This is a genomic window from Micromonospora sp. NPDC005299, assembly GCF_042872345.1.
Taxonomy (GTDB): Bacteria; Actinomycetota; Actinomycetes; order Mycobacteriales; family Micromonosporaceae; genus Micromonospora.
Map to the genome: position 1 here is coordinate 362,524 of NZ_JBIAKG010000004.1, position 21,652 is coordinate 384,175.

Below are 21,652 nucleotides of genomic sequence, written 5' to 3' on the forward strand. Positions count from 1 at the left end.
TCACGGGGACGCCCGGCGCCAGGATATCCGCGCCCGGAACGGATAGGTTGGCCGCATGGCCCGGGCCCAGTTCAGCGCAGAAGCCGCCGGCGGCGGCGCGTTCGTCCGCCAGCCCAACCGGTTCACCGGTCGGGTCACCCCGCACTCCACCTCCCCGGAGGGCGGCGGGCCCGACGACCAGGGCCGCTGGCCGCTGGAGGCGGGCCGCTACCGGCTGGTCTGGTGCCGGGCCTGCCCGTGGGCGCACCGGGCCCGGATCGTGCGCGGCCTGCTCGGGCTGGACGAGGTGATCTCGCTGGGCACGGTCGACCCGATCCGGGACGAGCGGGGCTGGCGGTTCAGCCTCGACCAGGACGGCTTCGACCCGGTGCTCGGCATCGGGTTCCTCAGCGACGCGTACCTGGCCACCGACCCCGACTACACCGGCCGGGTGACCGTGCCGGCGCTGGTCGACACGCTGACCGGCCGGGTGGTCACGAACGACTACCCGCAGCTCACCCTCGACTTCTCCACCGAGTGGCGGCGGTTCCACAAGCCGGGCGCGCCGGACCTCTACCCGGTCGAGCTGCGGCCGGAGCTGGACGCGCTGATGGCGGAGATCCACCGGGACGTCAACAACGGCGTCTACCGGTGCGGCTTCGCCACCTCTCAGGAGGCCTACGACGAGGCGTACACAGCGCTGTTCGCCCGGCTGGACGCGCTGTCGGAGCGGCTGGCCGGGCGTCGCTACCTCATGGGCGAGCAGATCACCGAGGCCGACGTGCGGCTGTTCACCACGCTGGTCCGCTTCGACGTGGCGTACCACGGGCACTTCAAGTGCAACCGGCAGAAGCTCACCGAGATGCCGGTGCTCTGGGCGTACGCCCGGGACCTGTTCCAGACCCCGGGCTTCGGCGAGACGGTCGACTTCGACCACATCAAGCGGCACTACTACGCCACCCACGAGATGATCAATCCGACCCGGATCGTGCCGCTCGGTCCGGACCTGTCCGGCTGGACCACGCCGCACGGGCGTGGCTGACCCGAACGTCCTGCGGGCCGCCGCCGCGTCCGCCGCGGCCGGCTGCGTCGTGGCCGGGGTGGTGGCCGTGACGGTCGCCGTGGTCGCCGGTCCCGGCCCGGGCCTGACCGGGTACGTCAGCGAGGCCGGCGTCACCGACAGCGGGTACGCCGGGGCGTACCGGATCGGGGTCTTCGCCCTGGCGGCGGCGCTGCTGCTGCTCGCCGCGGCGCTGCCCCCGGCGCTGCGGACGGCGGCGGCGCTGCTCGTGGCCGGCGCGGCCGGCACGGCGCTCTCCGGGGTGGTGACCTGTTCCACCGGCTGCCCGCTGCCGCCATTCGAGGCCGCCACCGTGGCCGACCTGGTGCACGGCGGCGCGAGCATCGCGGCCACCGCCGCGGTGGTCTTCGCCATGGTGGCGGTGCTGCTCTCCCCGGCGGCGGGGCGGGCGCTGCGCCGGGTGGCCGGGATCGGCGCGGCCCTGGCACTGCCGCTGTCCGCGGCGATCGGGCTGGCCATGCTGACCGTCGGGCGCGGCGGCCTGGTCGGCGTGCTGGAACGGCTCCTGCTGACGGTGGCCGCCGCCTGGGGCCTGGCCACCGCCGCCGTGCTCGGGCTGGGCCGGCGGCAGCCGCCGTCCGCCGCCCGGCCGGCCCCGACGGTCAGGGCTTGACGGCGAGCACGGGCCGGTCGGCGTCGAGCAGGATGCGCTGCGCGGCACTGCCCATGATCAGCTTGCCGACCGGCGAGCGGCGGCGCAGGCCGATCACGATCACCGAGGCCTCGACCGCCTCGGCGACGCGCACGACCTCGTCGGCGACGTCCCCGGCGTGCGCGTCCTGGCGGACCTCGACGGCGACGCCGGCCGCCGCGCCCTGCTCGACCATGGCGCGGACCGCGTCCGCGGCGGCCATCTCCGCGCTGACCGGCGCACCCTCCCGCGGCGTGTTGAGGACCACCAGCCGCTCCCCGCGACGTGCGGCCTCCGCGAGGCCCGCGGTGAGGGCGGCGTCCCCTTCGGGCGTGGGGACGTACGCGACGAGAACGGTCACACGAGCTCCTTGGTGTCGTGGGGTACGGGGTCGGGGCGGGACGTGGACCGTCGGCGGGCGAGGGCGGCCCGGACCGGCGGGAGCAGGGCGACGAGCAGGAACAGGGCGAGCAGGGTGCCCGAGATCGGCCGGGTGAAGAAGCCGGTCGCGTCCCCGTCGAAGATCAGCAGTGAGCGGCGCAGCGAGTCCTCCAGCAGCGAGCCCAACACGAAGGCCAGCACCAGCGGGCCCGGGTCGAAGCCGAACTTCTTCATCAGGTACCCGAGGGCGCCGAAGACGATCACCAGCCCGATGTCGAAGACGTCGTTGTTGACCGTGTAGACGCCGACCAGTGTGATCAGGACCGTGATGGGCGCGAGGATCGTGGCCCGGACCCGCAGGATCTTCACGAACAGGCCGACCAGCGGGATGCTCATGATCAGCAACAGGATGTTGCCGATGTACATCGAGTTGACCACGCCCCAGAACAGCTCGGGCTCCTGGCTGACCAGCTGGGGGCCGGGGCTGACCCCCTGGATCAGCAGCGCCCCGAAGATGACCGCCATGGTCGCGTTGGCGGGGATGCCGAGGGTGAGCAGCGGGATGAAGGAGGACGTCGCGGCCGCGTTGTTCGCCGTCTCCGGGGCGGCGACGCCCTCGACGGCGCCCCTGCCGAACCGCTCCGGGTTCCTGGACCGGCGCTTCTCGAGCGCGTAGGCGGCCAGCGAGGCCAGGGTCGCACCGCCGCCGGGCAGGATGCCCAGGACGAAGCCCAGGACGGAACCGCGTCCGATGGCCCCCGACGACTCGCGGAGGTCCGCGCGCGACGGCCACACGTTGGCGACCTTCGTCGGCGCCTGCACCGCCCGGTGGCGCTCCTCCAGGTTGTAGAGGATCTCGCCGAGGCCGAAGAGACCCATCGCGATCGGCACGAAGTCCAGGCCGTCGGCCAGCGACAGGTTCTCGAAGGTGAACCGCTCCGCGCCGGTGAAGCTGTCCCGGCCGACCGTGGCCAACAGCAGGCCGACGCAGGCGGCGATCACGGCCTTGAGCCGTCCGCCGCTGCTCACCGTGGCCACCAGCAGGATGCCGAGCAGTGCCAGGGCCGTGTACTCGGGTGGACCGAAGTCCAGCGCGAAGCCGGCCACCACGGGCGCGACCAGCGTCAAGGCGATGATCGAGACGGTGCCGCCGATGAAGGAACCGACGGCGGCGACGCCGAGGGCGGTACCGGCCCGACCCTGCCGGGCCAGCGCGTGGCCGTCGAAGACGGTCACCACCGAGGACGCCTCGCCGGGCAGCCGGAGGAGCACCGAGGTGATGGTGCCGCCGTACTGGGCGCCGTAGAAGATGCCGGCGAGCATGATGATCGCGGTCACCGGCTCGATGCCGAAGGTGACCGGCAGCAGGATCGCGATGGTGGCCGCGGGACCGAGGCCGGGCAGGACGCCGACCAGCATGCCGATGACGACGCCGATCAGGCAGTACAGCAGGTTCGTCGGTTCGAGTACGACGCCGAAGCCGTCGAGCACGGGCGCGAAGTCCACGGGCCCTCCTAGAAGAGGTGCGGGATGGGAACGGAGAGGGCCGCGACGAAGACGAGGTAGAACCCGACCACCACGCCGAGGCTCGCCAGGACGGACGTCCGCCAGCCCTCCCGGCCGAGGAACCGCAGCCAGACGAAGGCGAGCAGGGCGGCGGGGATCTCGAAACCGATCGTCCCGATGACCGCGACGAACACGACCATGGTGGCCAGGCCGCCGAGGACCAGCCAGCTCGCCCTGGAGAAGCGTTCCGCGTCCGTCGTCCGTCGGGCGGCGGCGAGGAGGCCGAGGCCCAGCACGACGAGCGCGGCGCTCACCAGCAGCGGCCAGGTGCCGGAGTCGGGGCTGCGCACCGTCCCGAGTCCGAGGCGGGCGGAGCCGACCAACGCGGCGACACCGAGTGCGACGACGGCGACAGCGACGAGAACGTTGCTCCGCCGCCCGGCCGCGGGCGGCCGGCCCTCGTGCTCGGCCTCCTCGACCCGGTGGATCGCCTCGTCGAGGCTGAGCTCTTCGAGGGGACGTTCCTCGTCCGTCTCCGCCCGGGTGGCCCCGGCGGCCGCGTGGCCACCGGGGCTTCCCTGGATTGGCAGGCCGCCGTGGGCAGCGGTCACTTCGCTCCGCCGAGGTTGATGGAGTACTTCTCGACCACGCCGCGGTACTTGTCCAGGTTTCCGGTCCACTGCTTGCGCAGCTCCTCGCCGTCGGCCTCGTTCGGGGTGAGCTGGTTGTCCTCGTTGAACTTCTTGTACGCGTCGGCCTGGAACGCCTTCTGGAAGGCCTGACGGAGCCGGTCGATGACCTCCTTCGGCGTGCCCTTCGGAGCGAAGATCGCCCGCGACTGCTGCACCGGCACGTCGTGGCCCGCCTCCACGGCGGTCGGGGTGTCGGGCAGGTACGACGGCCGCTTCTCGGCGAAGGTGACGATCGGGGTCAGCTTGCCGGCCTGGATCTGCTCGATCGCCTCGCCCAGCTGGATCGACCCGACGTCCACCTGGCCACCGAGGACCGCGGTCAGCGTGGGCGACCCGCCGTCGAACGGAACGGCCTTGGCGTTGATGTTGGCCTGCCTGAACAGCAGCTCCTGGGAGAGCTGGCTGCCCGTCCCGACACCCGTGGTGCCGAAGGTGATCTGCCGCCCGGCCTTGGCCAGGTCGTCGACGGTCTTGAAGCCGGACTTCGGCGCCGTCACGAGCACGTAGTCGTCCTGGCTGATGCCGGTGACGATCTCGTAGTCCGCGATGTCCGGCGCCTGGCCCTTGGCGACGGCCAGCGGCGTGATGTACGCCAGGCTGCCGTTGTAGACCATCAGGGTGTGCCCGTCGGCCTTCTTGCCGGCCAGCTCCTTCGCGGCGAGGGCGCCGTTCGCGCCGGGCTTGTTCTCCACCGTGACGGGCACACCGAGGTCGGTCTTGACCTGGTCGGCCAGTGCCCGGGCGATGAGGTCGGTGCTGCCGCCCGGGTCCTGCCCGACGAGAATCGTGATCGGGGAGTCACCCGGGAACTTCGCCTCGTCGCTGGATTCCCCGCCGACGTTGCCGCCGCAGGCGGCGAGCGAGAGGGCCAGGGCCATCCCGGCACCCGCCGTCGCCCACTGGCGCACGCGGTTGATGCTCATGTCGTTCTCCTCTTAGCAGAGCCATGTTTCAGCCGTGGGCGCTGTGAGTGGGGTCACGGACGCCTGGATGACGGCAGCGTAAGAACCTCGGCTCATGCCTGTCCAAATCCAATGGAGCATCAATTGATACCTTCTTGACATGGCGTTCACGCTGGAGCAACTTCGCGGTTTCGTGGCCGTCGCCGACGAGCTGCACTTCGGCCGCGCTGCCGCCCGGCTGCAGATGACGCAGCCTCCCCTGAGTCGTCAGATCCAGAAGCTGGAACGGGTGGTGGGTGCCCAGTTGCTGGAGCGGGACAACCGTCGGGTCACCCTCACGGCGGCGGGCACGGCGTTCCTGGTCGAGGCCCGCCGCCTGCTCATTCTCGCCGACTCGGCACCGGAGCTGGCCCGGCGGGTGTCGTCCGGGGCCAGCGGTGTGGTCCGGATCGGGTTCACGGCCGCGTCGGCGTACGGGGTCCTCGGAGAGCTGCTGAACGGCCTGAGCCGGGAGCTGCCCGACGTCGCCGTCGACCTGACCGAGATGGTGACCCGCGAGCAGGTGGCCGGCCTGCTCAAGGAGGAGGTCGACCTCGGGCTGGCCCGACCACCCTTCGACGAGGAGGCCTTCGGCTCTCGGCTGCTGCACCGGGAGGCGCTGCTCGTCGCCGCGCCCGCGGGTCACCGGCTGCTCGAGCTGGGCCGGCCGGCGGTGGCCGCGGACCTGGCGGGCGAGCCCGTCGTCATGCACTCGCCGACCAAGGCCAAGTACTTCTACGACCTGGTCGCGGGCGTCGTGCCGATCGCCGCCGAGAACACCGTGCACACCGTGAGCCAGGTGCTCACCATGCTCTGGCTCGTGGCAGCAGGTCGTGGTGTCGCGTTCGTCCCCGCGTCCGCCGCACGCCTGCCCATCGAGGGGGTGGGGTTCGTCCGGCTGGAGACACCCACACCCGAGCCGGTCGAGCTTCACCTGTTGTGGGCCAGGAGTTCGAAAAACCCGGCCCTGTGGCGGGCGCTGGCCGCGCTGGAGCGGCCGGTCGCCTCCTGATACCTGGTGGGCATCGTTCGATGCGGAACTGCTCTTGGACATGCATCATGGCCGGTTCTTACCGTGATCGTGACCACCGTCCGCACCGCCGGCTGACTCCGGCGCGGACCCGGACCCCCAAGGACACGATCACCGTGACGCTGCTGCCCCCGGACGTTCTCGCTGACCGGCTGAAGTCGGGCCTGCTCTCCTTCCCGGTCACCCACTTCGACGCCGACCTGCAGTTCGACGAGGCCCGGTACCGGGAGCACCTCGCGTGGCAGGCGAGCTTCGACGTGGCCGGCCTGTTCGCCGCGGGCGGCACCGGCGAGGGGTTCTCGCTGACCTCGGCCGAGATGGACCGCGTCGTCCGGGCCGCCGTCGGCGAGGTGGCCGGGAAGGTTCCCGTCATCGCGCCGGCCACCGGCGGCACCGCCGTCGCCGTCGCCCAGGCCCAGGCCGCCCAGGCCGCCGGTGCCGACGGTCTGCTGCTGTTCCCGCCGTACCTCACCGAGGCCAGCCAGCAGGGCCTGGTCGAGCACGTCAGCGCCGTGTGCCGCGCGACCGACCTCGGCGTCATCGTCTACAGCCGCGCGAACGCCGTGCTCACCGACGCCACCGTGGCCGAGATCGCCGACCGCAACCCCAACCTGATCGGGCTCAAGGACGGAATCGGCGACATCGAGCAGATGACCCGGACCTACGCCCGGGTCGGCGACCGGCTGATCTACGTTGGTGGGCTGCCGACCGCCGAGACGTTCGCACTGCCGCTGCTCCAGCTCGGGGTGAGCACGTACTCCTCCGCGCTGTACAACTTCCTGCCCGAGTTCGCGCTCCGGTTCTACGCCGCCGTACGCGCCCAGGACCGCCCGGCGGTCTACCAGATGCTCACCGACTTCGTGATCCCGTACCTGGACATCCGGGACCGGACCAAGGGGTACGCCGTCTCCATCGTGAAGGCCGGCCTGACCGCGGTCGGCCGCGACGGCGGCCGGGTCCGCCCCCCGCTGGCGGACCTGACCGAGACCGAACTGGCCGAGCTGACCACCCTGGTCGAGAAGATCTCCCTGACCCAGCTCCCGGCCCCGCGAGGACGGCGATGACCGGCCGCACCCCGACCGTGGCCCGCGTCGAGGCGGTGCCGGTCGCCGGGTACGACAGCATGCTGCTCAACCTCAGCGGCGCCCACGGGCCCTTCTTCACCCGCAACATCGCCGTCGTCACCGACAGCGAGGGGCGGATCGGCGTCGGCGAGGTGCCGGGCGGCGAGGCGATCCGCCGGACCATCTCCGACGCCGGCGAGCTGCTCGTCGGGCAGCCGGTCGCCCGGTTCGCCCGGCTGCTGCGCGCGGTGGCCGACCGGTTCGCCGACCGCGACGCCGGCGGGCGCGGGCTGCAGACCTTCGACCTGCGCACGACGGTCCACGCGGTGACCGCGCTGGAGTCGGCGCTGCTGGACCTGCTGGGTCAGCACCTCGGCGTGCCGGTGGCGGAACTCCTCGGCGACGGGCAGCAGCGCGACACCGTACCGATGCTCGGTTACCTCTTCTACATCGGTGATCGCCGCCGCACCGACCTGCCCTACCTGGCGGAGGCCGCACCGGCCGACGACTGGGAACGGCTGCGCCGCGAACCGGCACTGACCCCCGACGCGATCGTGGCGCTCGCCGAGGCGGCGCAGGCGCGCTACGGGTTCACCGACTTCAAGCTCAAGGGCGGCGTGCTGGCCGGCGAGCAGGAGATCGCCGCGGTCCGGGCCCTCGCCGAGCGGTTCCCGGACGCCCGCATCACGCTCGACCCGAACGGCGGCTGGCTGCTGGCCGAGGCCGTCGAACTCTGCCGGGACCTGGCCGGCGTGCTCGCGTACGCCGAGGACCCGGTCGGCGCCGAGGGCGGGTTCTCCGGGCGCGAGGTCATGGCGGAGTTCCGGCGGGCCACGGGGCTGCCGACGGCCACCAACATGATCGCGACGGACTGGCGGCAGATGGCCCACGCGGTCCGGTCGAACGCGGTCGACATCCCCCTCGCCGATCCGCACTTCTGGACGATGCGCGGCTCGGTCCGGGTCGCGCAACTGTGCCACGACTTCGGCCTCACCTGGGGTTCGCACTCCAACAACCACCTCGACATCTCGCTGGCGATGTTCACCCACGTGGGCGCGGCCGCACCGGGCGAGATCACCGCGCTGGACACGCACTGGATCTGGCAGGACGGGCAGGCGCTCACCCGTGCGCCACTGTCGATCCGGGACGGGCGGATCGCGGTCCCCACCGCACCCGGACTCGGCGTGGAGCTGGACCGCGACGCCCTGGCCGCGGCGCACGAGCTGTACCTGGAGCACGGCCTCGGCGCCCGGGACGACGCCGTGGCGATGCGGTACCTCGTGCCCGGCTGGGCGTTCGACCCCAAGCGACCCTGCCTGGTCCGCTGACCCGCTGTTCTCTGACGAAGGAGAGACATGACCACCGCCCCCGCAGTCCTCGACCGGATCGAGTCGGTGACGCTCTCGTCCGTCACCCTCCCGCTGCCCACCGGGATCAGCGACGCGAAGGTCCTCACCGGCCGACAGCGGCCGATGACGGAGATCGCGTTCCTCTTCGCCGAGATCCGCACCGAGGCCGGGCACGAGGGCGTCGGCTTCAGCTACTCCAAGCGGGCCGGCGGGCCGGCGCAGTTCGCGCACGCCCGCGAGGTCGCCCCGGACCTGATCGGCGAGGATCCGAGCGACATCGGCCGGCTGTGGACGAAGCTCGTCTGGTCCGGCGCGTCGGTGGGGCGCAGCGGCGCGTCCACCCAGGCGCTCGCCGCGATCGACGTCGCGCTCTGGGACCTCAAGGCCAAGCGCGCCGGGCTGCCGCTGGCGAAGCTGCTGGGCGCGCACCGCGACTCGGTCCGTTGCTACAACACGTCGGGCGGCTTCCTGCACGAGTCGATCGGGCAGGTGCTGGAGAACGCCACCCGCACCCTCGAATCGGGCGTCGGCGGCATCAAGATCAAGGTCGGTCAGCCGGACTCGGCGGAGGACCTGCGCCGGGTGCGCAAGGTGCGGGAGCACCTCGGCGACGGCGTCCCGTTCATGGTGGACGCCAACCAGCAGTGGGACCGGCCGATCGCCATGCGGGTGGGCCGGGCGCTGGAGGAGTTCGGCCTCGTCTGGATCGAGGAGCCGCTGGACGCGTACGACGCGGTGGGGCACGCCCAGCTCGCCCGGTCGCTGGACACCGCCGTCGCGACGGGTGAGATGCTGACCAGCGTCGCGGAGCACTACGAGCTGATCCGGGCCGGCGCGGTGGACATCCTGCAGCCGGACGCCCCCCGCATCGGCGGCATCACCCAGTTCCTCAAGCTCGCCACCCTGGCCGACCACAGCAACCTGCAACTGGCGCCGCACTTCGCGATGGAGATCCACGTGCACCTGGCGGCCGCCTACCCGCACGAGCCGTGGGTGGAGCACTTCGACTGGCTGTACCCGCTGTTCAACGAGCGCCTGGAGACCCGCGGCGGGCGCATGTACATCTCGGACCGCCCCGGACTCGGCATCACCCTGAGCGATCAGGCCCGCGCCTGGACCGTCGACAGCGTCCACGTCGACGCGTCCCGCTGAACCACAACATGGAGGTACCCCGCATGTCCGACGTCGTGAGCATCGACCCCCGGACCGGCCAGGCGGTCGAGGTCGTCGCCCGGGAGACGACCACCGAGGAGGTGGACCGGCTCTGCTCGGCGGCGCAGGCCGCCGCCGCCGGACTAGAGACGCTGGGCCGCGACGGGCGCGCGGCACTGCTGCGTGCCCTGGCTGACGCGCTGGAGGACCGGCGGGAGGACGTCGTCGCCGTCGCCGACCGGGAGACGGCGCTCGGACCGGTGCGGCTGAACGGTGAGCTGACCCGCACCTGCTACCAGCTGCGCCTGTTCGCCGAGGTCCTGGGCGAGGGCAGCTACGTCGAGGCGGCGATCGACCACGCCGGGGACACTCCGATGGGTCCCCGCCCCGACCTGCGCCGGATGCTCGTCCCGATCGGCCCGGTCGCGGTCTTCGGCGCCAGCAACTTCCCGCTGGCCTTCTCCGTGCCCGGCGGCGACACCGCCTCCGCGCTCGCGGCCGGCTGCCCGGTCGTCGTCAAGGCGCACGGATCCCACCCCGCGACGTCGCAGCTCGTGTTCGACATCCTGGCCGCGGCGGCGGAGAAGGCCGGCGCCCCGGCCGGCACGCTGGGCGTCGTCCACGGCGTCCAGGCCGGCGCCGACCTCGTCGCTCACCCGGCGATCCGCGCCGTCGGTTTCACCGGCTCGGTCACCGGCGGACGGGCGCTGCTGCAGATCATCGAACAGCGCCCGGACCCCGTGCCGTTCTTCGGTGAGCTCAGCAGCCTCAATCCGGTCGTCGTGACGCCGAAGGCCGCCGCCGAGCGCGGCGCGACGATCGGGATCGAACTCGTCGGCTCCTTCACCCTCGGCGGCGGCCAGTTCTGCACCAAGCCGGGGCTGGTGTTCGTGCCGGCCGGCGCCGACGGCGACGGGGTGGTCGAGGCGATGGCCGCGGCGGTCCGGGAAGCCGGAGCGCCGGTGCTGCTCAACGAGGGCATCGCCACCGCGTACGGGCGCATCGCCGGTGGGCTCGCCGACGCCGACGGTGTCGAGGTGCTGGCCCGCGGCGCGCAGCCGGCGGGAGCCGGCTTCCAGGCCGCGCCGCTGCTCCTCACCACGACGGCCGCCGACCTGCCCGACGAGGTCACCGAGGAGTGCTTCGGGCCGGTGTCGGTCGTGGCCCGCTACGAGGGCACGGCAGACCTGTTCGGGGCGCTGGCGGAGATGCCATCGTCGCTGACCGCGACCGTGCTGCGCGGGCAGGGCGAGACGGAGCTGCCGCTGGCGGTCTCCGCGAAGCTGCGTCCGCGGGCCGGCCGGATGATCTACGACGCCTACCCCACGGGCGTGGCCGTCTCCTGGGCCCAGCACCACGGTGGACCGTGGCCGTCGACCAACTCCCAGCACACCTCGGTGGGCACCACCGCGATCCGGCGCTTCCTGCGTCCGGTCACCTGGCAGGGGGCGCCCGCCGACCTGCTCCCGCCCGAGCTGACCGACGACTACCGCGGCATCCCGCGGCGCGTCGACGGCGTCCTGGAGCTGCCGCGATGACCATGCGGTGCACACCACCGGCGCGGCCGGCGGACACCGCGCCCACCCCCGTGGCGTGAACCGCGCGGCGGCGGGCACGGCCGGGTGAACGGGGTCATCGGCGGCTTCGCCGCCCTGGTCGCGGTGATCGCCGTCGGCTGGATCGTCGGCAGGACAGGCGCGCTGGGCGCCGACGCCGGTGGCGTGCTGTCGCGGCTGTCCTACTTCGTGGCGACGCCGGCCCTGCTTCTGCTCACGCTCGCGAAGGCGGATCCGGCGGCGCTCCTGTCGGCGGCCCTCGTGGCGACCGCCGGCAGCGCGGTGCTCAGCGCGCTGCTGTACGTGGCGCTGGCCCGCTGGCGCTGGCGGCTGTCGCCGGCCGAGCTGACGGTCGGCGGCCTCACCTCGTCGTACGTCAACGCGGGCAACCTGGGCGTCCCCATCTCGGTGTACGCCCTCGGTGACGCGTCGTTCGTGGCCCCGGTGCTGCTGTTCCAGGTGCTGGTCATGGCACCGGTCGGGCTGGCCGTGCTGGCCGGCTCGCGCACGGCGGGCGACGCCCCGCCCCGCTGGCGGCTGCTCACCCAGCCGCTGCGCACGCCGGTCGTGGTGGGCTGCGGCCTGGGCGTGCTCGGAGCGGCCACCGGCGTGGACCTGCCGCCGCTGGTGCGGGAGCCGGTCGAACTCACCGCCGCGCTCGCGGTACCCGCGGCGTTGCTGGCGTACGGCATGAGCCTGCACGGCGCACCACGCCCGGCGTCCGGCGACGGAGCCCGCCGGGTGTGGCTGGCCGTAGCGCTCAAGACCCTCGCCCAGCCGGCGCTGGCGTACGTACTCGGTCGGTGGGTTGCCGGGCTCTCGGGGGTGGCGCTGCTGGCAGTCACCGTCACCTCGGCCCTGCCGACCGCGCAGAACGTCTTCGTCTACGCCGCGTCCTACGACCGGAGCACCCTGCTGGCGCGGGACGTCATCCTGCTCACCACCGTCCTGTCCGCTCCCGTGCTGGTCGGCATCGCCGTGCTGCTCGGCTGACGCGATGTCGCACGGGTATCCACCCATGCCCGGGCGGACTTGGACAGGCATCGCCGTGGGCTCCTAGCGTGGCACCGTGATCAGGTCGAGGAGCGGCCCGAGCGAGGACTGGGACGTCGTCCTCGTCGGCGGCGGCATCATGAGCGCCACCCTGGGGGTGCTGCTCATGGAGGTGCAGCCGGACTGGCGGATCCTCGTCGTCGAGCGGCTCGACGACGCCGGGCTGGAGAGTTCCCACGCCTGGAACAACGCCGGCACCGGCCACGCCGGGCTCTGCGAGTTCAACTACACCCCCCGGCGGCCCGACGGCACCGTGGACGCGTCGAGCGCCGTACGGATCGGTGAGCAGTACGTCTCGTCCCTGACGTTCTGGGCGGCTCTGGTGGAGCGCGGGGTGCTCGGATCACCCGAGGCGTTCATCCGGTCGGTCCCGCATCTGGGCTTCGGCCACGGCGCCGACGGCGTGGCGTACCTGCGGGCCAGGTGGGAGGCCCTGCGGGGCCATCCCCTCTTTGCCGGCATGGAGTTCAGCGACGACCCCGCCGTCCTCGCCTCCTGGCTGCCGCTGATGTTCGACGGCCGAACCGGGGACGAGCCGGTGGCGATGACCCGCTCAACGCAGGGGACCGACGTCGACTTCGGCGTCCTCACCCGGCAACTGCTGTCGGCCCTCCGGCAGCGCGGCGGCGTCACGCGAACCGGCCAGGAGGTGACGTCCCTACGCCGGCACGGGGCGACCTGGCTGGTGCGGGTACGCGACCGCGACACGGGGCGTCGCCGAGAGCTGCGGACCCCGTACGTCTTCCTCGGGGCCGGGGGCGGGACGCTGCCGCTGCTCCAGTCGGCCCGGGTACCGGAGATCCGGCGGTACGGCGCTTTCCCGGTCAGTGGTCAGTTCCTCCGGACCGACCGGCCCGAGCTCGTCGCGGCCCACCGGGGAAAGGTGTACGGGCATGCGCCCGCGGACACCCCGCCGATCTCGGTGCCGCATCTCGACCTGCGGGTGGTGGACGGGCGGGAGGCGCTGCTCTTCGGGCCGTTCGCGGCCTTCTCACCCCGCTTCCTCACCCGCGGCCGACCGACCGACCTCGTGCGCTCGGTCCGGCCCGGCAACCTCCCGGTCCTGGTGGCTTCGGTGCGGGACAACCGCTCGCTGGTCGCCTTCCTGGTCCGGCAGGTGACCCAGTCGGCGGACGCCCGGATGGCCGCGCTGCGCCGGTTTGTGCCGGCGGCGCGGGCGGAGGACTGGGAGCTGATCACCGCGGGGCAGCGGGTCCAGGTCCTGAAGGAGACCGGGGGCCGGGGCACGTTGGTGGGCTTCGGCACCGAGATCGTCACCGCCGCGGGCGGCTCGCTCGCCGCCCTGCTCGGCGCCTCGCCCGGCGCCTCGACCGCCGCGTCGACGCTGCGCGACGTGCTGGCGGCCAGCTTTCCGCAGCGCCTGCCCGAGTGGGCGGCACGGCTGGACCGGCTGGCGCCGCCGGCGCGGCAGCTCGACCCGGACCGGCTCGGGCAGGCGGTGGCGCAGGCCCGGCGGGTGCTCGGGCTGGCGCCGGCGCCCACGACGGGAGTGGGGGCCCGGTGACCGGGGACCTCGTCGGCCGGCTGCTACAGGCCGTCGGGCCCGCCGGCGTGATCAGCGACCCCGACGGGATGGCCGGCTACCTCACCGACTGGCGCAACGCGTACTCGGGACTCGCCGCGGCCGTCGTGCGGCCGGGCGACACCGGGGAGGTGGCCGCGGTCGTCGCCCTGTGCCGCGACGCGGGCGTCGCGGTGGTCCCGCAGGGCGGCAACACGGGGCTCTGCGGCGGTGCCGTCCCGGACTCCTCGGGCCGGCAGGTGGTGCTGTCCCTCACCCGCATGCGGCGCATTCGCGACCTCGACGTCGCCAACCAGACCATCACCGTGGAGGCCGGCGCGGTCCTGCGGTCGGTGCAGGAGGCCGCGGCCGCCGCCGGCGGCCTCTTCCCGCTCTCCCTCGGCGCGGAGGGAAGCTGCACGATCGGCGGCAACCTCGCGACCAACGCCGGCGGCACCGGCGTGCTCCGCTACGGAACGATGCGCGACCTGACCCTCGGGCTGGAGGTCGTGCTCCCGGACGGGCGGGTCTGGAACGGGCTCCGCGGGCTGCGGAAGGACAACACCGGCTACGACCTCAAGCAGCTGTTCATCGGCGCGGAGGGCACGCTCGGAGTGATCACCGCCGCCGTGCTGAAGCTCTTTCCCGCCGTGCGCAGCCGCGCGACGGCGTGGCTCGCCCTGCCGGGTCCGCACGCCGCGGTGGACCTGATCGGAGTCCTCCGGGAGATTGCGGGCGACCGGCTGACCGGCTTCGAGATCATGTCCCGGCAGAGCGTGGAGTTCGTGCTGCGCCACTCGTCGGGCGCGCGCGACCCGTTCGGCGACCACCACCCCTGGTACGCGCTCGTGGAGCTGAGCGACACGCTCCCCCGCGCCGGCCTCGACGAGGTGATCGAGTCGGCGCTGGGCGAGGCGTTCCACCGGGGTGCGGTGCGGGACGCCGTGGTCGCCTCCGGCCCGGCGCAGGCCGGCGCCCTGTGGGCGCTGCGCGAAAGGATCTCCGAGGCGCAGAACCACGAGGGCCCGAGCCTCAAGCACGACGTCACGGTGCCGGTGAGTCGCATCCCGGCGTTCGTGGAACGCACCGACCGGGCCCTGCGGGAGGCCGTCCCGGGCATCCGGATCGTGACGTACGGGCATGCCGGCGACGGCAACCTCCACTACAACCTCAGCAAGCCGGTGGGCAGCGATGACGAGGAGTTCCTGGCGCGGGCCGAAGCCCTCACCCGCCTCGTCTACGACTCGACCCGTGCGTTCGACGGCAGCATCAGCGCCGAGCACGGGCTCGGGCAGTCGAAACGGGACATCATCGCCGACTACGCGGACAGCCACGGGCTGGACCTGATGCGAGGGCTCAAGCAGCTCTTCGATCCGGGCGGGCTGATGAATCCCGGCAAGGTGCTGCCGGACCGGCAGACGCTGTAAGGAGCGTCACCCCGGTCGATCCTTCCGCCACCGGGCCGACCGGGAGTAGCTTCGGCAGGCGATGACCAACGTCTGGCACCTCACCGTGCGCCTGTATGTCGACCTCCGACTGCAGGCCAGCGGCATCTGTCCGGCGCAGCCCCGTTCCTGACGCTGCCCTGACCGACCCTCTCCAGACCTTGGACACCTCTTCATGGCTTCCGCCCTGCGCAAATTCCCCTTCTCCGTGCAGATCCTGCTCGGCCTCGTCCTCGGCGTGGCGCTCGGCTTCCTCGCCCGCGCCAACGACCTCGCCTGGCTGACCAGCACCCTCGACACCGTCGGCGGCCTCTTCGTCCAGCTGCTCAAGCTGGCCGTGCCGCCGCTGGTCTTCACCGCCATCGTGGTCAGCGTGGTCAGCCTGCGCGGCGTGGCCAACGCCGCCCGGCTCGCGCTCAAGACGCTTCTCTGGTTCGGCATCACCGCGCTGGTCTCGGTCGGCATCGGCATCGGCCTCGGCCTGCTCACCAACCCGGGCAAGGGCGTCACCCTCGACCTGGCCGGCGCCACCGCGCCCAAGAAGACCGGCTCCTGGACCGACTTCCTCACCGGCATCGTGCCCACCAACCCGGTCGGCGCGTTCGTCGAGGGCAACGTCCTCCAGATCGTCTTCCTCGCCCTGGTGGTCGGCGCCGCCGCGCTGCTCATCGGCGACGCCGCCGAGCCGTTCGTGAACCTCAACCGCTCGGTGCTGGCCATCGTGCAGAAGGCGCTCTGGTGGGTCATCCGGCTCGCCCCGATCGGCACCCTCGGCCTGATCGGCAACGCCGTCGCCTCGTACGGCTGGGACCTGCTCGCCCCGCTCGCGAAGTTCACCACCGCCGTCTACATCGGCTGCGCCATCGTGCTGTTCGTGGTCTACCCGGTGGTGCTGATCGCCGCCGGCCGGCTCAACCCGGTCCGCTTCTTCGCCGGCGCCTGGCCCGCCATCGAGCTGGCCTTCGTGTCCCGCTCCTCGGTGGGCACCATGCCGGTGACCCAGCGCTCGGTCGAGCGCCTCGGCGTCCCCCGCGAGTACGCCTCCTTCGCCGTGCCGTTCGGCGCCACCACGAAGATGGACGGCTGCGCCGCCATCTACCCGGCCCTCGCCGCGATCTTCGTGGCGCAGGTCTTCGGGGTGCACCTGGGCGTCACCGACTACCTGCTGATCGCCTTCGTCTCGGTGGTCGGCTCGGCCGCCACCGCCGGCCTGACCGGCGCGATCGTCATGCTCACCCTGACCCTCAGCACGCTGGGCCTGCCGCTGGCCGGCGCCGGTCTGCTGCTGGCCATCGACCCGATCCTGGACATGATCCGCACCGCCACCAACGTGGCCGGCCAGGCCCTGGTGCCGACCGTCGTGGCCGCCCGCGAGGGCACCCTCGACCGGACCGCGTACGACTCGGCCGGCAAGCGCGACCTGGTCGACGCCGACGAGACCGACGCAGACCGGCTGGCTCCCGTTCCCGCCTGAGCATCGGTTCACACCCGGGGGGGAGGGCTTCGGCCCTCCCCCCGACGCCTGTTGAAGGATGACCGTATGAGTGCCCTGTTCACCCCGCTCGCCCTGCGCGGCGTCACCCTGCCCAACCGGGTGGCGCTCGCCCCCATGTGCCAGTACAGCGCCGGGCCGGACGGCCTGCCCACCGACTGGCACCGCGTACACCTCGGCTCCCGCGCGGTCGGCGGCGCCGGACTGATCATCACCGAGGCGACCGCCGTGGTCCCCGAAGGGCGGATCACCCCGCAGGACACCGGGCTCTGGTCCGAGGCGCACGTCGACGCGTGGCGGCCGATCACCGCGTTCATCACCGCCCAGGGGGCGGTGCCGGCCGTGCAGCTCGCGCACGCCGGGTTCAAGGCGTCGACGTACCGCCCGTGGGCCGAGCACCGCGGCGGCGTCCCGGACGCCGAGGGCGGCTGGACCCCGGTCAGCCCCGGCGCCGAGCCGTTCCTGCCGGACTACCGCACGCCCACCGCGCTCGACGAGGCCGGCATCGCCGGGGTGGTCGAGGCGTTCGCCACCGCCGCCCGCCGGGCCCTCGACGCCGGCTTCGCCGCCGTGGAGATCCACGCCGCGCACGGCTACCTGCTGCACGAGTTCCTCTCCCCGCTGACCAACCACCGCACCGACGGCTACGGGGGCGACCGCGCCGGCCGGATGCGCCTGACGCTGGAGGTGGCCCGGGCGATCCGCGCCGCGGTCGGCGAGGCCGTGCCGGTGCTGACCCGCATCTCCGCCACCGACTGGGTGGACGGCGGCTGGACCGTCGAGGACAGCGTGGTGCTCGCCGGCGAACTGGCCGCCGCCGGCGTCGACCTGGTGGACGCCTCCTCCGGGGGCGCCGCCGCCCGGGCGAGCATCCCGCTCGGCCCCGGCTACCAGGTGCCCCTCGCCGCCCGGATCCGCCGCGACGCGGGCGTGCTGACCGGCGCGGTCGGCCTGATCGTCGAACCCGAGCAGGCCGAGCAGATCGTCGCCACCGGCGAGGCCGACCTGGTCCTCCTGGGCCGCGAACTCCTCCGCGACCCGTACTGGGCGCACCGCGCCGCCGCCAAGCTCACCCCCACCCCCACCTGGCCCCACCAGTACACCCGCGCCTTCTAACCCCCCGCCCCTGGGGAGGCGTCGAGATCTTGGACAGTTTCCGTTCGCGGTGAACGGAAACTGTCCAAGATCCGCGCGAGACCCGCGCAACGCGGTCAGCCCGCCAGGTGGCCCCAGCGGGACTCCAGGTCCTGCCACGGTCCCTGGGCCGCCACCGCGCCGTCGACCAGCACCACCACGTGGTCCGCGCGCACCAGGGCCGCCCGCTTCGCGGTCGAGCCGACCACGGTCACCCCGTGCTCGCGCAGCGCCGCCCAGAGCGCCAGCTCCGTCGTGACGTCCAGCGCGGACGAGACGTCGTCGGCGACCAGCAGTTCGGTACGCGGCGCGAGCGCCCGGGCCAGCGCCAACCGCTGGAGCTGCCCGCCGGAGAGCCGGGTGCCCTTGTGCCCGATGAGCAGCCCGAGCCCACCGCCGGCGGCCGCCAGGTCGTGGTCCAGCTGGGCGGTCGACACCGCGCCGGCGGCGTCCACCTGGTGCCCGAGCGCGATGTTGTCGGCCACCGTCCCGGAGAGCACCCGGGGCAGCTGACCCACGTAGCCGACCTGGTTGGGGCGGAGGAACAGCTCCGGCTCGGTGACCGGCTCGCCGTTCCAGCGCAGCGTTCCCGTGTGGTGCACGATCCCGGCGAGGGCCCGCAGCAGCGACGACTTCCCCGCGCCGACCGGCCCGACCACCAGCACCAACTGCCCACGCTCGACACTCAGGTCGACGTCGCGGACGGCGAGGGTGCCGTCGGAGTGCAGCGCGCCGAAGCCGGTCAGCTCCAGCCGGCGCAGCGGGTGCCGCGGCGGCAGTTCCGGCGCCGGGGCGGTGCCGGCGGCCAGGTCCAGCCCGGGCACCGCCGCCGAGTAGGTGGCCACCCCGGCCATGGCCACGGTCCGCCTGGTCCACACCCGGGCCGACGGGTACTGCGAGACCAGCGACGCGGTGGTCCAGGCGAACCAGCGGGCCGCGCCGAGGGTGGAGACCGCGACCAGGGTCGCCCCGGCGGAGAGCCCGCCGGCCAGGTAGAGCGCCCACGCCCCGATCGGCAGCAGGCCGCTGGCGATCGACGGGGTGGACCGGGCCCACACCTGCATGGCGATCTCCCGGCGCTGCCGGTCGCTGCGCACGGTGTCCAGCTTCGCGAGGTGGTGCAGCACCGGGCGGGTGGCGCCGGCGAGCTTCACCGTGCGGGCGGCGGAGAGGGAGGAGACCAGGGCGGTGGCGAAGGCGGCGCGGGCCTTGACGGTGCCGCCGGCCGTGCGCTCCAGCCGGGGCCCGAACAGGGTCGCCGCCAGCCCGGAGACCACCATGGTCCCGACGAAGAACAGCGCCGGTACGACGCTGCCGGTCACCAGGGTCATGGTGATCACGATGGCCAGCGAGATGAACTGGTCCATCAGGTTGTCGGCGAGCTGCACCACCCGGTCGGTGTCGCCGCCCTGGGCCACGACCTCCGCCGGGGTGTGCCCGCTGACCCGGCGGGCCCCGGTCTGCCCGTGCACCAGCCGTGCGCTGATCCGCAGCATCTGCCGGATCCACCACTGCGGGAACCAGAGGTTGGTCAGGTACGGCAGCGGCAGCACCACCAGCAGCGCGGCGGCGATGCCCAGCGCCGGCAGCCACGGGTCTCCCCCGCCGACCACCTCGGCCCAGAGCCAGGGCAGCACCGAGCCGTCCAGCCCGAGCAGGGTCATCACGATGAACAGGCAGACGGAGACCAGCCCGTACCGCGGGTCGTTGGTGCCGAGCCGCAGGATCTCCCGCAGGGTCCGCGCGGGCGGTGGGGCGGGCAGCGGCGGCGGGTCGGTGCGCGGCACCGCGACCTGACGCGGCGCGGTGGCCGGGGCGGCCGGATCGGCCGGCTCGTCGGGCCACCCGTCGGGGCCGTCCAGCAGCTCCACCCCGCCGCGGCGGGTGCCGGCGCCCGCGTAGGCACTGGCGTGGCTGGTGGCCAGCAGTTCGGCGAAGCGCGCCGACTCGCGCAGTGGGCCGGCCTCCAGCACCGCGCCGTCGGCCATCACGACGACCTCGTCGCAGCGGCGCACCGAGGAGAGCCGGTGCGCGATGACGATGCCGATCCGGTCGGTGAGGAGCCGCTCGGTGGCCTGGCGTACCCGGTTCTCGGTCACCGGATCGAGCCGGGCGGTGGCCTCGTCGAGGATCACCACGTGCGGGTCGCGGACCAGGATCCGGGCGAAAGCGACGAGCTGCTCCTGCCCGGCGGAGAGCACGTGCCCGCCCTCGCCGAGCCGGGTGTGCACCCCGTCGGGGAGTTCGGCGATCCAGCCGGCCAGCCCGAGTTCCGCCAGCGCCCGGGTGGCGTCGTCGAGCAGGTCCGGGTCGAAGAGCGCGACGTTCTCGGCGAGGGTGCCGGCCAGGATCTCGGTGCGCTGCGGCACCACGGCGATCCACCGGCGCAGCGCCTCGATGTCCAGGTCGACCAGGTCGGTGTCGCCCAGGAAGACGGTGCGGGATGGCACGTCCACGGCCCGGGTGAGCACCTTGGCCAGCGTCGACTTGCCGGACCCGGTCCGGCCGACCAGGGCGTAGGACCGACCGCGGGCGAAGGCGAGCGTGACGTCGCGCAGCGCCGGGCCGCGGTCCTCGCCGGTGGCGGGGTAGCGGAAGGTGAGCCCCCGGACGGTCAGGTCCCCGTCGACCGGGGCGGCGCCGCCGGTCGGCTCCTGCCGGGAGTCGGCGAGCAGTTGCACCCGCGACCACGCGCCGAGCGCCTGTTGCAGGTGCGGCACCCAGCGGGCGATGTGCTCGACCGTCGCGCCGAAGGCCAGGGCGAGCAGCCAGATCGCGGTGAGCCGGGCGGCGTCCACCCGGCCGGTGGCCAGCGCCCACGCCCCGGCCAGGACCACGGCGGCGATGCCGACCCGGACGCCGCCGGCGGCCAGCGCGGTGACCCGGGCGGACAGCCGGAAGACCCGGCCGCCCCGGGCGATCACCTCGGCGGCCCGCCGGGCGTAGAGGCGCAGCACGTACGGGCGGGCCAGGCTTGTGCGCACGTCGTCCTGGCCGTGCACCGCCTCCTCCATCACGGCGGCCAGGTCGGACCAGGCCTCCTCCTCGACCATCCGGGCCGGGGCGATCCGGGCGGTGGGACCGCGCAGCGCCACGCCGAGCAGCGCGGTGAGCAGGATCATCCCGACGCCGGCCGGCCACCAGACGACCAGCGCGCTGACCGTGGCGAGCAGGCAGACGGCGATGCCCTGCACGAGTCGTACGCCGGTGTTCCGCATCTCGGCGGCGACCTGGTAGACGTCGTTGTCGATGCGGTCGAGCAGCTCGCCGACCGGGGTGGTCTCCAGGGTGGGCAGGTCCTGCCCGAGTGCGACGCGGCAGAGCCGGCGGCGGACGTCGGCGGACCAGTCGGCGGTGAGGCCGGCCATCAGCAGGCCGATGAGCAGGTCGGTGACCACGGCGGCGACCAGCGCCACGGCCAGCGCCGTGAACCAGCCGGGCGAGCGGTGCACCAGCACCGGCCCGGCCAGCGCCGAGGCGGCGGCCTGCCCGCCGGCGCCGAGCAGGATCAGCACCAGGGCGACCGCCATCCGACGCGGCGCGGTGGCCCAGAGGTCGCGGAGCAGGCGCATGGACGGTCCTCCGGACTCGGGTCGGTGGGGGCGGTGCCTCCAGCCTCACCCGTCCGGCCTGGCCTTTCAAAC

Annotated in this window: 17 protein-coding genes; 12 read left to right on the top strand and 5 right to left on the bottom strand. The window is 73.5% G+C overall.

Annotated elements, in window-relative coordinates; translation table 11 throughout:
- Positions 1–55 precede the first annotated feature (55 nt).
- On the top strand, positions 56–1,021 hold the full coding sequence (locus ACFYPD_RS14785; RefSeq protein WP_387113041.1) for a glutathione S-transferase family protein: 966 nt from the start codon (positions 56–58) through the stop codon (positions 1,019–1,021).
- Positions 1,014–1,673 carry a DUF998 domain-containing protein gene (locus tag ACFYPD_RS14790; protein ID WP_387113043.1) on the top strand — a complete coding sequence of 220 codons (660 nt, stop codon included), beginning with the start codon at positions 1,014–1,016 and terminating at the stop codon, positions 1,671–1,673. The genes ACFYPD_RS14785 and ACFYPD_RS14790 overlap by 8 nt, the downstream gene beginning before the upstream one ends.
- Here ACFYPD_RS14790 and ACFYPD_RS14795 read toward each other — a convergent pair.
- The 4 genes from ACFYPD_RS14795 to ACFYPD_RS14810 are packed head-to-tail and all read right to left on the bottom strand — an operon-like array spanning position 1,663 to position 5,193.
- Complete coding sequence (locus ACFYPD_RS14795) at positions 1,663–2,052, bottom strand: universal stress protein (protein WP_387113045.1); 390 nt, start codon at positions 2,050–2,052, stop codon at positions 1,663–1,665. The two genes, ACFYPD_RS14790 and ACFYPD_RS14795, sit on opposite strands and share 11 nt — an antisense overlap.
- Positions 2,049–3,578 carry a tripartite tricarboxylate transporter permease gene (locus tag ACFYPD_RS14800; RefSeq protein WP_387113047.1) on the bottom strand — a complete coding sequence of 510 codons (1,530 nt, stop codon included), beginning with the start codon at positions 3,576–3,578 and terminating at the stop codon, positions 2,049–2,051. Before ACFYPD_RS14800 ends, ACFYPD_RS14795 begins: the two co-directional genes overlap by 4 nt.
- 8 nt (positions 3,579–3,586) lie before the next feature.
- Positions 3,587–4,189 (bottom strand): tripartite tricarboxylate transporter TctB family protein, encoded by a 603-nt coding sequence (locus tag ACFYPD_RS14805; RefSeq protein ID WP_387113049.1) that lies wholly within the window; start codon positions 4,187–4,189, stop codon positions 3,587–3,589.
- On the bottom strand, positions 4,186–5,193 hold the full coding sequence (locus ACFYPD_RS14810; RefSeq protein WP_387113051.1) for a Bug family tripartite tricarboxylate transporter substrate binding protein: 1,008 nt from the start codon (positions 5,191–5,193) through the stop codon (positions 4,186–4,188). The genes ACFYPD_RS14805 and ACFYPD_RS14810 overlap by 4 nt, the downstream gene beginning before the upstream one ends.
- Positions 5,194–5,332: 139 nt before the next feature.
- On the opposite strand from ACFYPD_RS14810, the gene ACFYPD_RS14815 reads away from it, so the two are divergent.
- The 10 genes from ACFYPD_RS14815 (at position 5,333) to ACFYPD_RS14860 (ending at position 17,990) form a co-directional block, all read left to right on the top strand.
- Positions 5,333–6,223 (top strand): LysR family transcriptional regulator, encoded by an 891-nt coding sequence (locus ACFYPD_RS14815; protein WP_387113053.1) that lies wholly within the window; start codon positions 5,333–5,335, stop codon positions 6,221–6,223.
- A 134-nt stretch (positions 6,224–6,357) separates the two neighbouring features.
- The gene (gene kdgD / locus ACFYPD_RS14820; RefSeq protein ID WP_357937304.1) at positions 6,358–7,305 is read left to right on the top strand and encodes a 5-dehydro-4-deoxyglucarate dehydratase; all 948 of its coding nucleotides are present in this window, start codon (positions 6,358–6,360) and stop codon (positions 7,303–7,305) included.
- Entirely contained in the window at positions 7,302–8,633 is a 1,332-nt protein-coding gene (locus ACFYPD_RS14825; protein ID WP_387113055.1) for an enolase C-terminal domain-like protein, read from the top strand. Before kdgD ends, ACFYPD_RS14825 begins: the two co-directional genes overlap by 4 nt.
- A 27-nt stretch (positions 8,634–8,660) precedes the next feature.
- Complete coding sequence (locus ACFYPD_RS14830; RefSeq protein ID WP_387113057.1) at positions 8,661–9,806, top strand: mandelate racemase/muconate lactonizing enzyme family protein; 1,146 nt, start codon at positions 8,661–8,663, stop codon at positions 9,804–9,806.
- 23 nt (positions 9,807–9,829) lie between these two features.
- Positions 9,830–11,344: an aldehyde dehydrogenase (NADP(+)) gene (locus ACFYPD_RS14835; RefSeq protein WP_387113059.1), complete on the top strand. Its 1,515-nt coding sequence runs from the start codon at positions 9,830–9,832 to the stop codon at positions 11,342–11,344.
- Positions 11,345–11,428: 84 nt separating this feature from the next.
- A complete protein-coding gene (locus tag ACFYPD_RS14840) occupies positions 11,429–12,355 on the top strand; it encodes an AEC family transporter (RefSeq protein ID WP_387113060.1) in 927 nt (308 codons plus the stop codon).
- Between the two features lie 76 nt (positions 12,356–12,431).
- On the top strand, positions 12,432–13,940 hold the full coding sequence (gene mqo / locus ACFYPD_RS14845; protein ID WP_387113062.1) for a malate dehydrogenase (quinone): 1,509 nt from the start codon (positions 12,432–12,434) through the stop codon (positions 13,938–13,940).
- On the top strand, positions 13,937–15,364 hold the full coding sequence (locus tag ACFYPD_RS14850) for an FAD-binding oxidoreductase (protein ID WP_387113064.1): 1,428 nt from the start codon (positions 13,937–13,939) through the stop codon (positions 15,362–15,364). The genes mqo and ACFYPD_RS14850 overlap by 4 nt, the downstream gene beginning before the upstream one ends.
- 205 nt (positions 15,365–15,569) lie before the next feature.
- Positions 15,570–16,856: a dicarboxylate/amino acid:cation symporter gene (locus ACFYPD_RS14855; protein ID WP_387113403.1), complete on the top strand. Its 1,287-nt coding sequence runs from the start codon at positions 15,570–15,572 to the stop codon at positions 16,854–16,856.
- 66 nt (positions 16,857–16,922) lie between these two features.
- Positions 16,923–17,990: an NADH:flavin oxidoreductase/NADH oxidase gene (locus ACFYPD_RS14860; protein WP_387113066.1), complete on the top strand. Its 1,068-nt coding sequence runs from the start codon at positions 16,923–16,925 to the stop codon at positions 17,988–17,990.
- A 95-nt stretch (positions 17,991–18,085) separates the two neighbouring features.
- On the opposite strand, the gene ACFYPD_RS14865 is transcribed toward ACFYPD_RS14860, so the two are convergent.
- Positions 18,086–21,580 (bottom strand): ATP-binding cassette domain-containing protein, encoded by a 3,495-nt coding sequence (locus tag ACFYPD_RS14865; RefSeq protein ID WP_387113068.1) that lies wholly within the window; start codon positions 21,578–21,580, stop codon positions 18,086–18,088.
- Positions 21,581–21,652 lie beyond the last annotated feature (72 nt).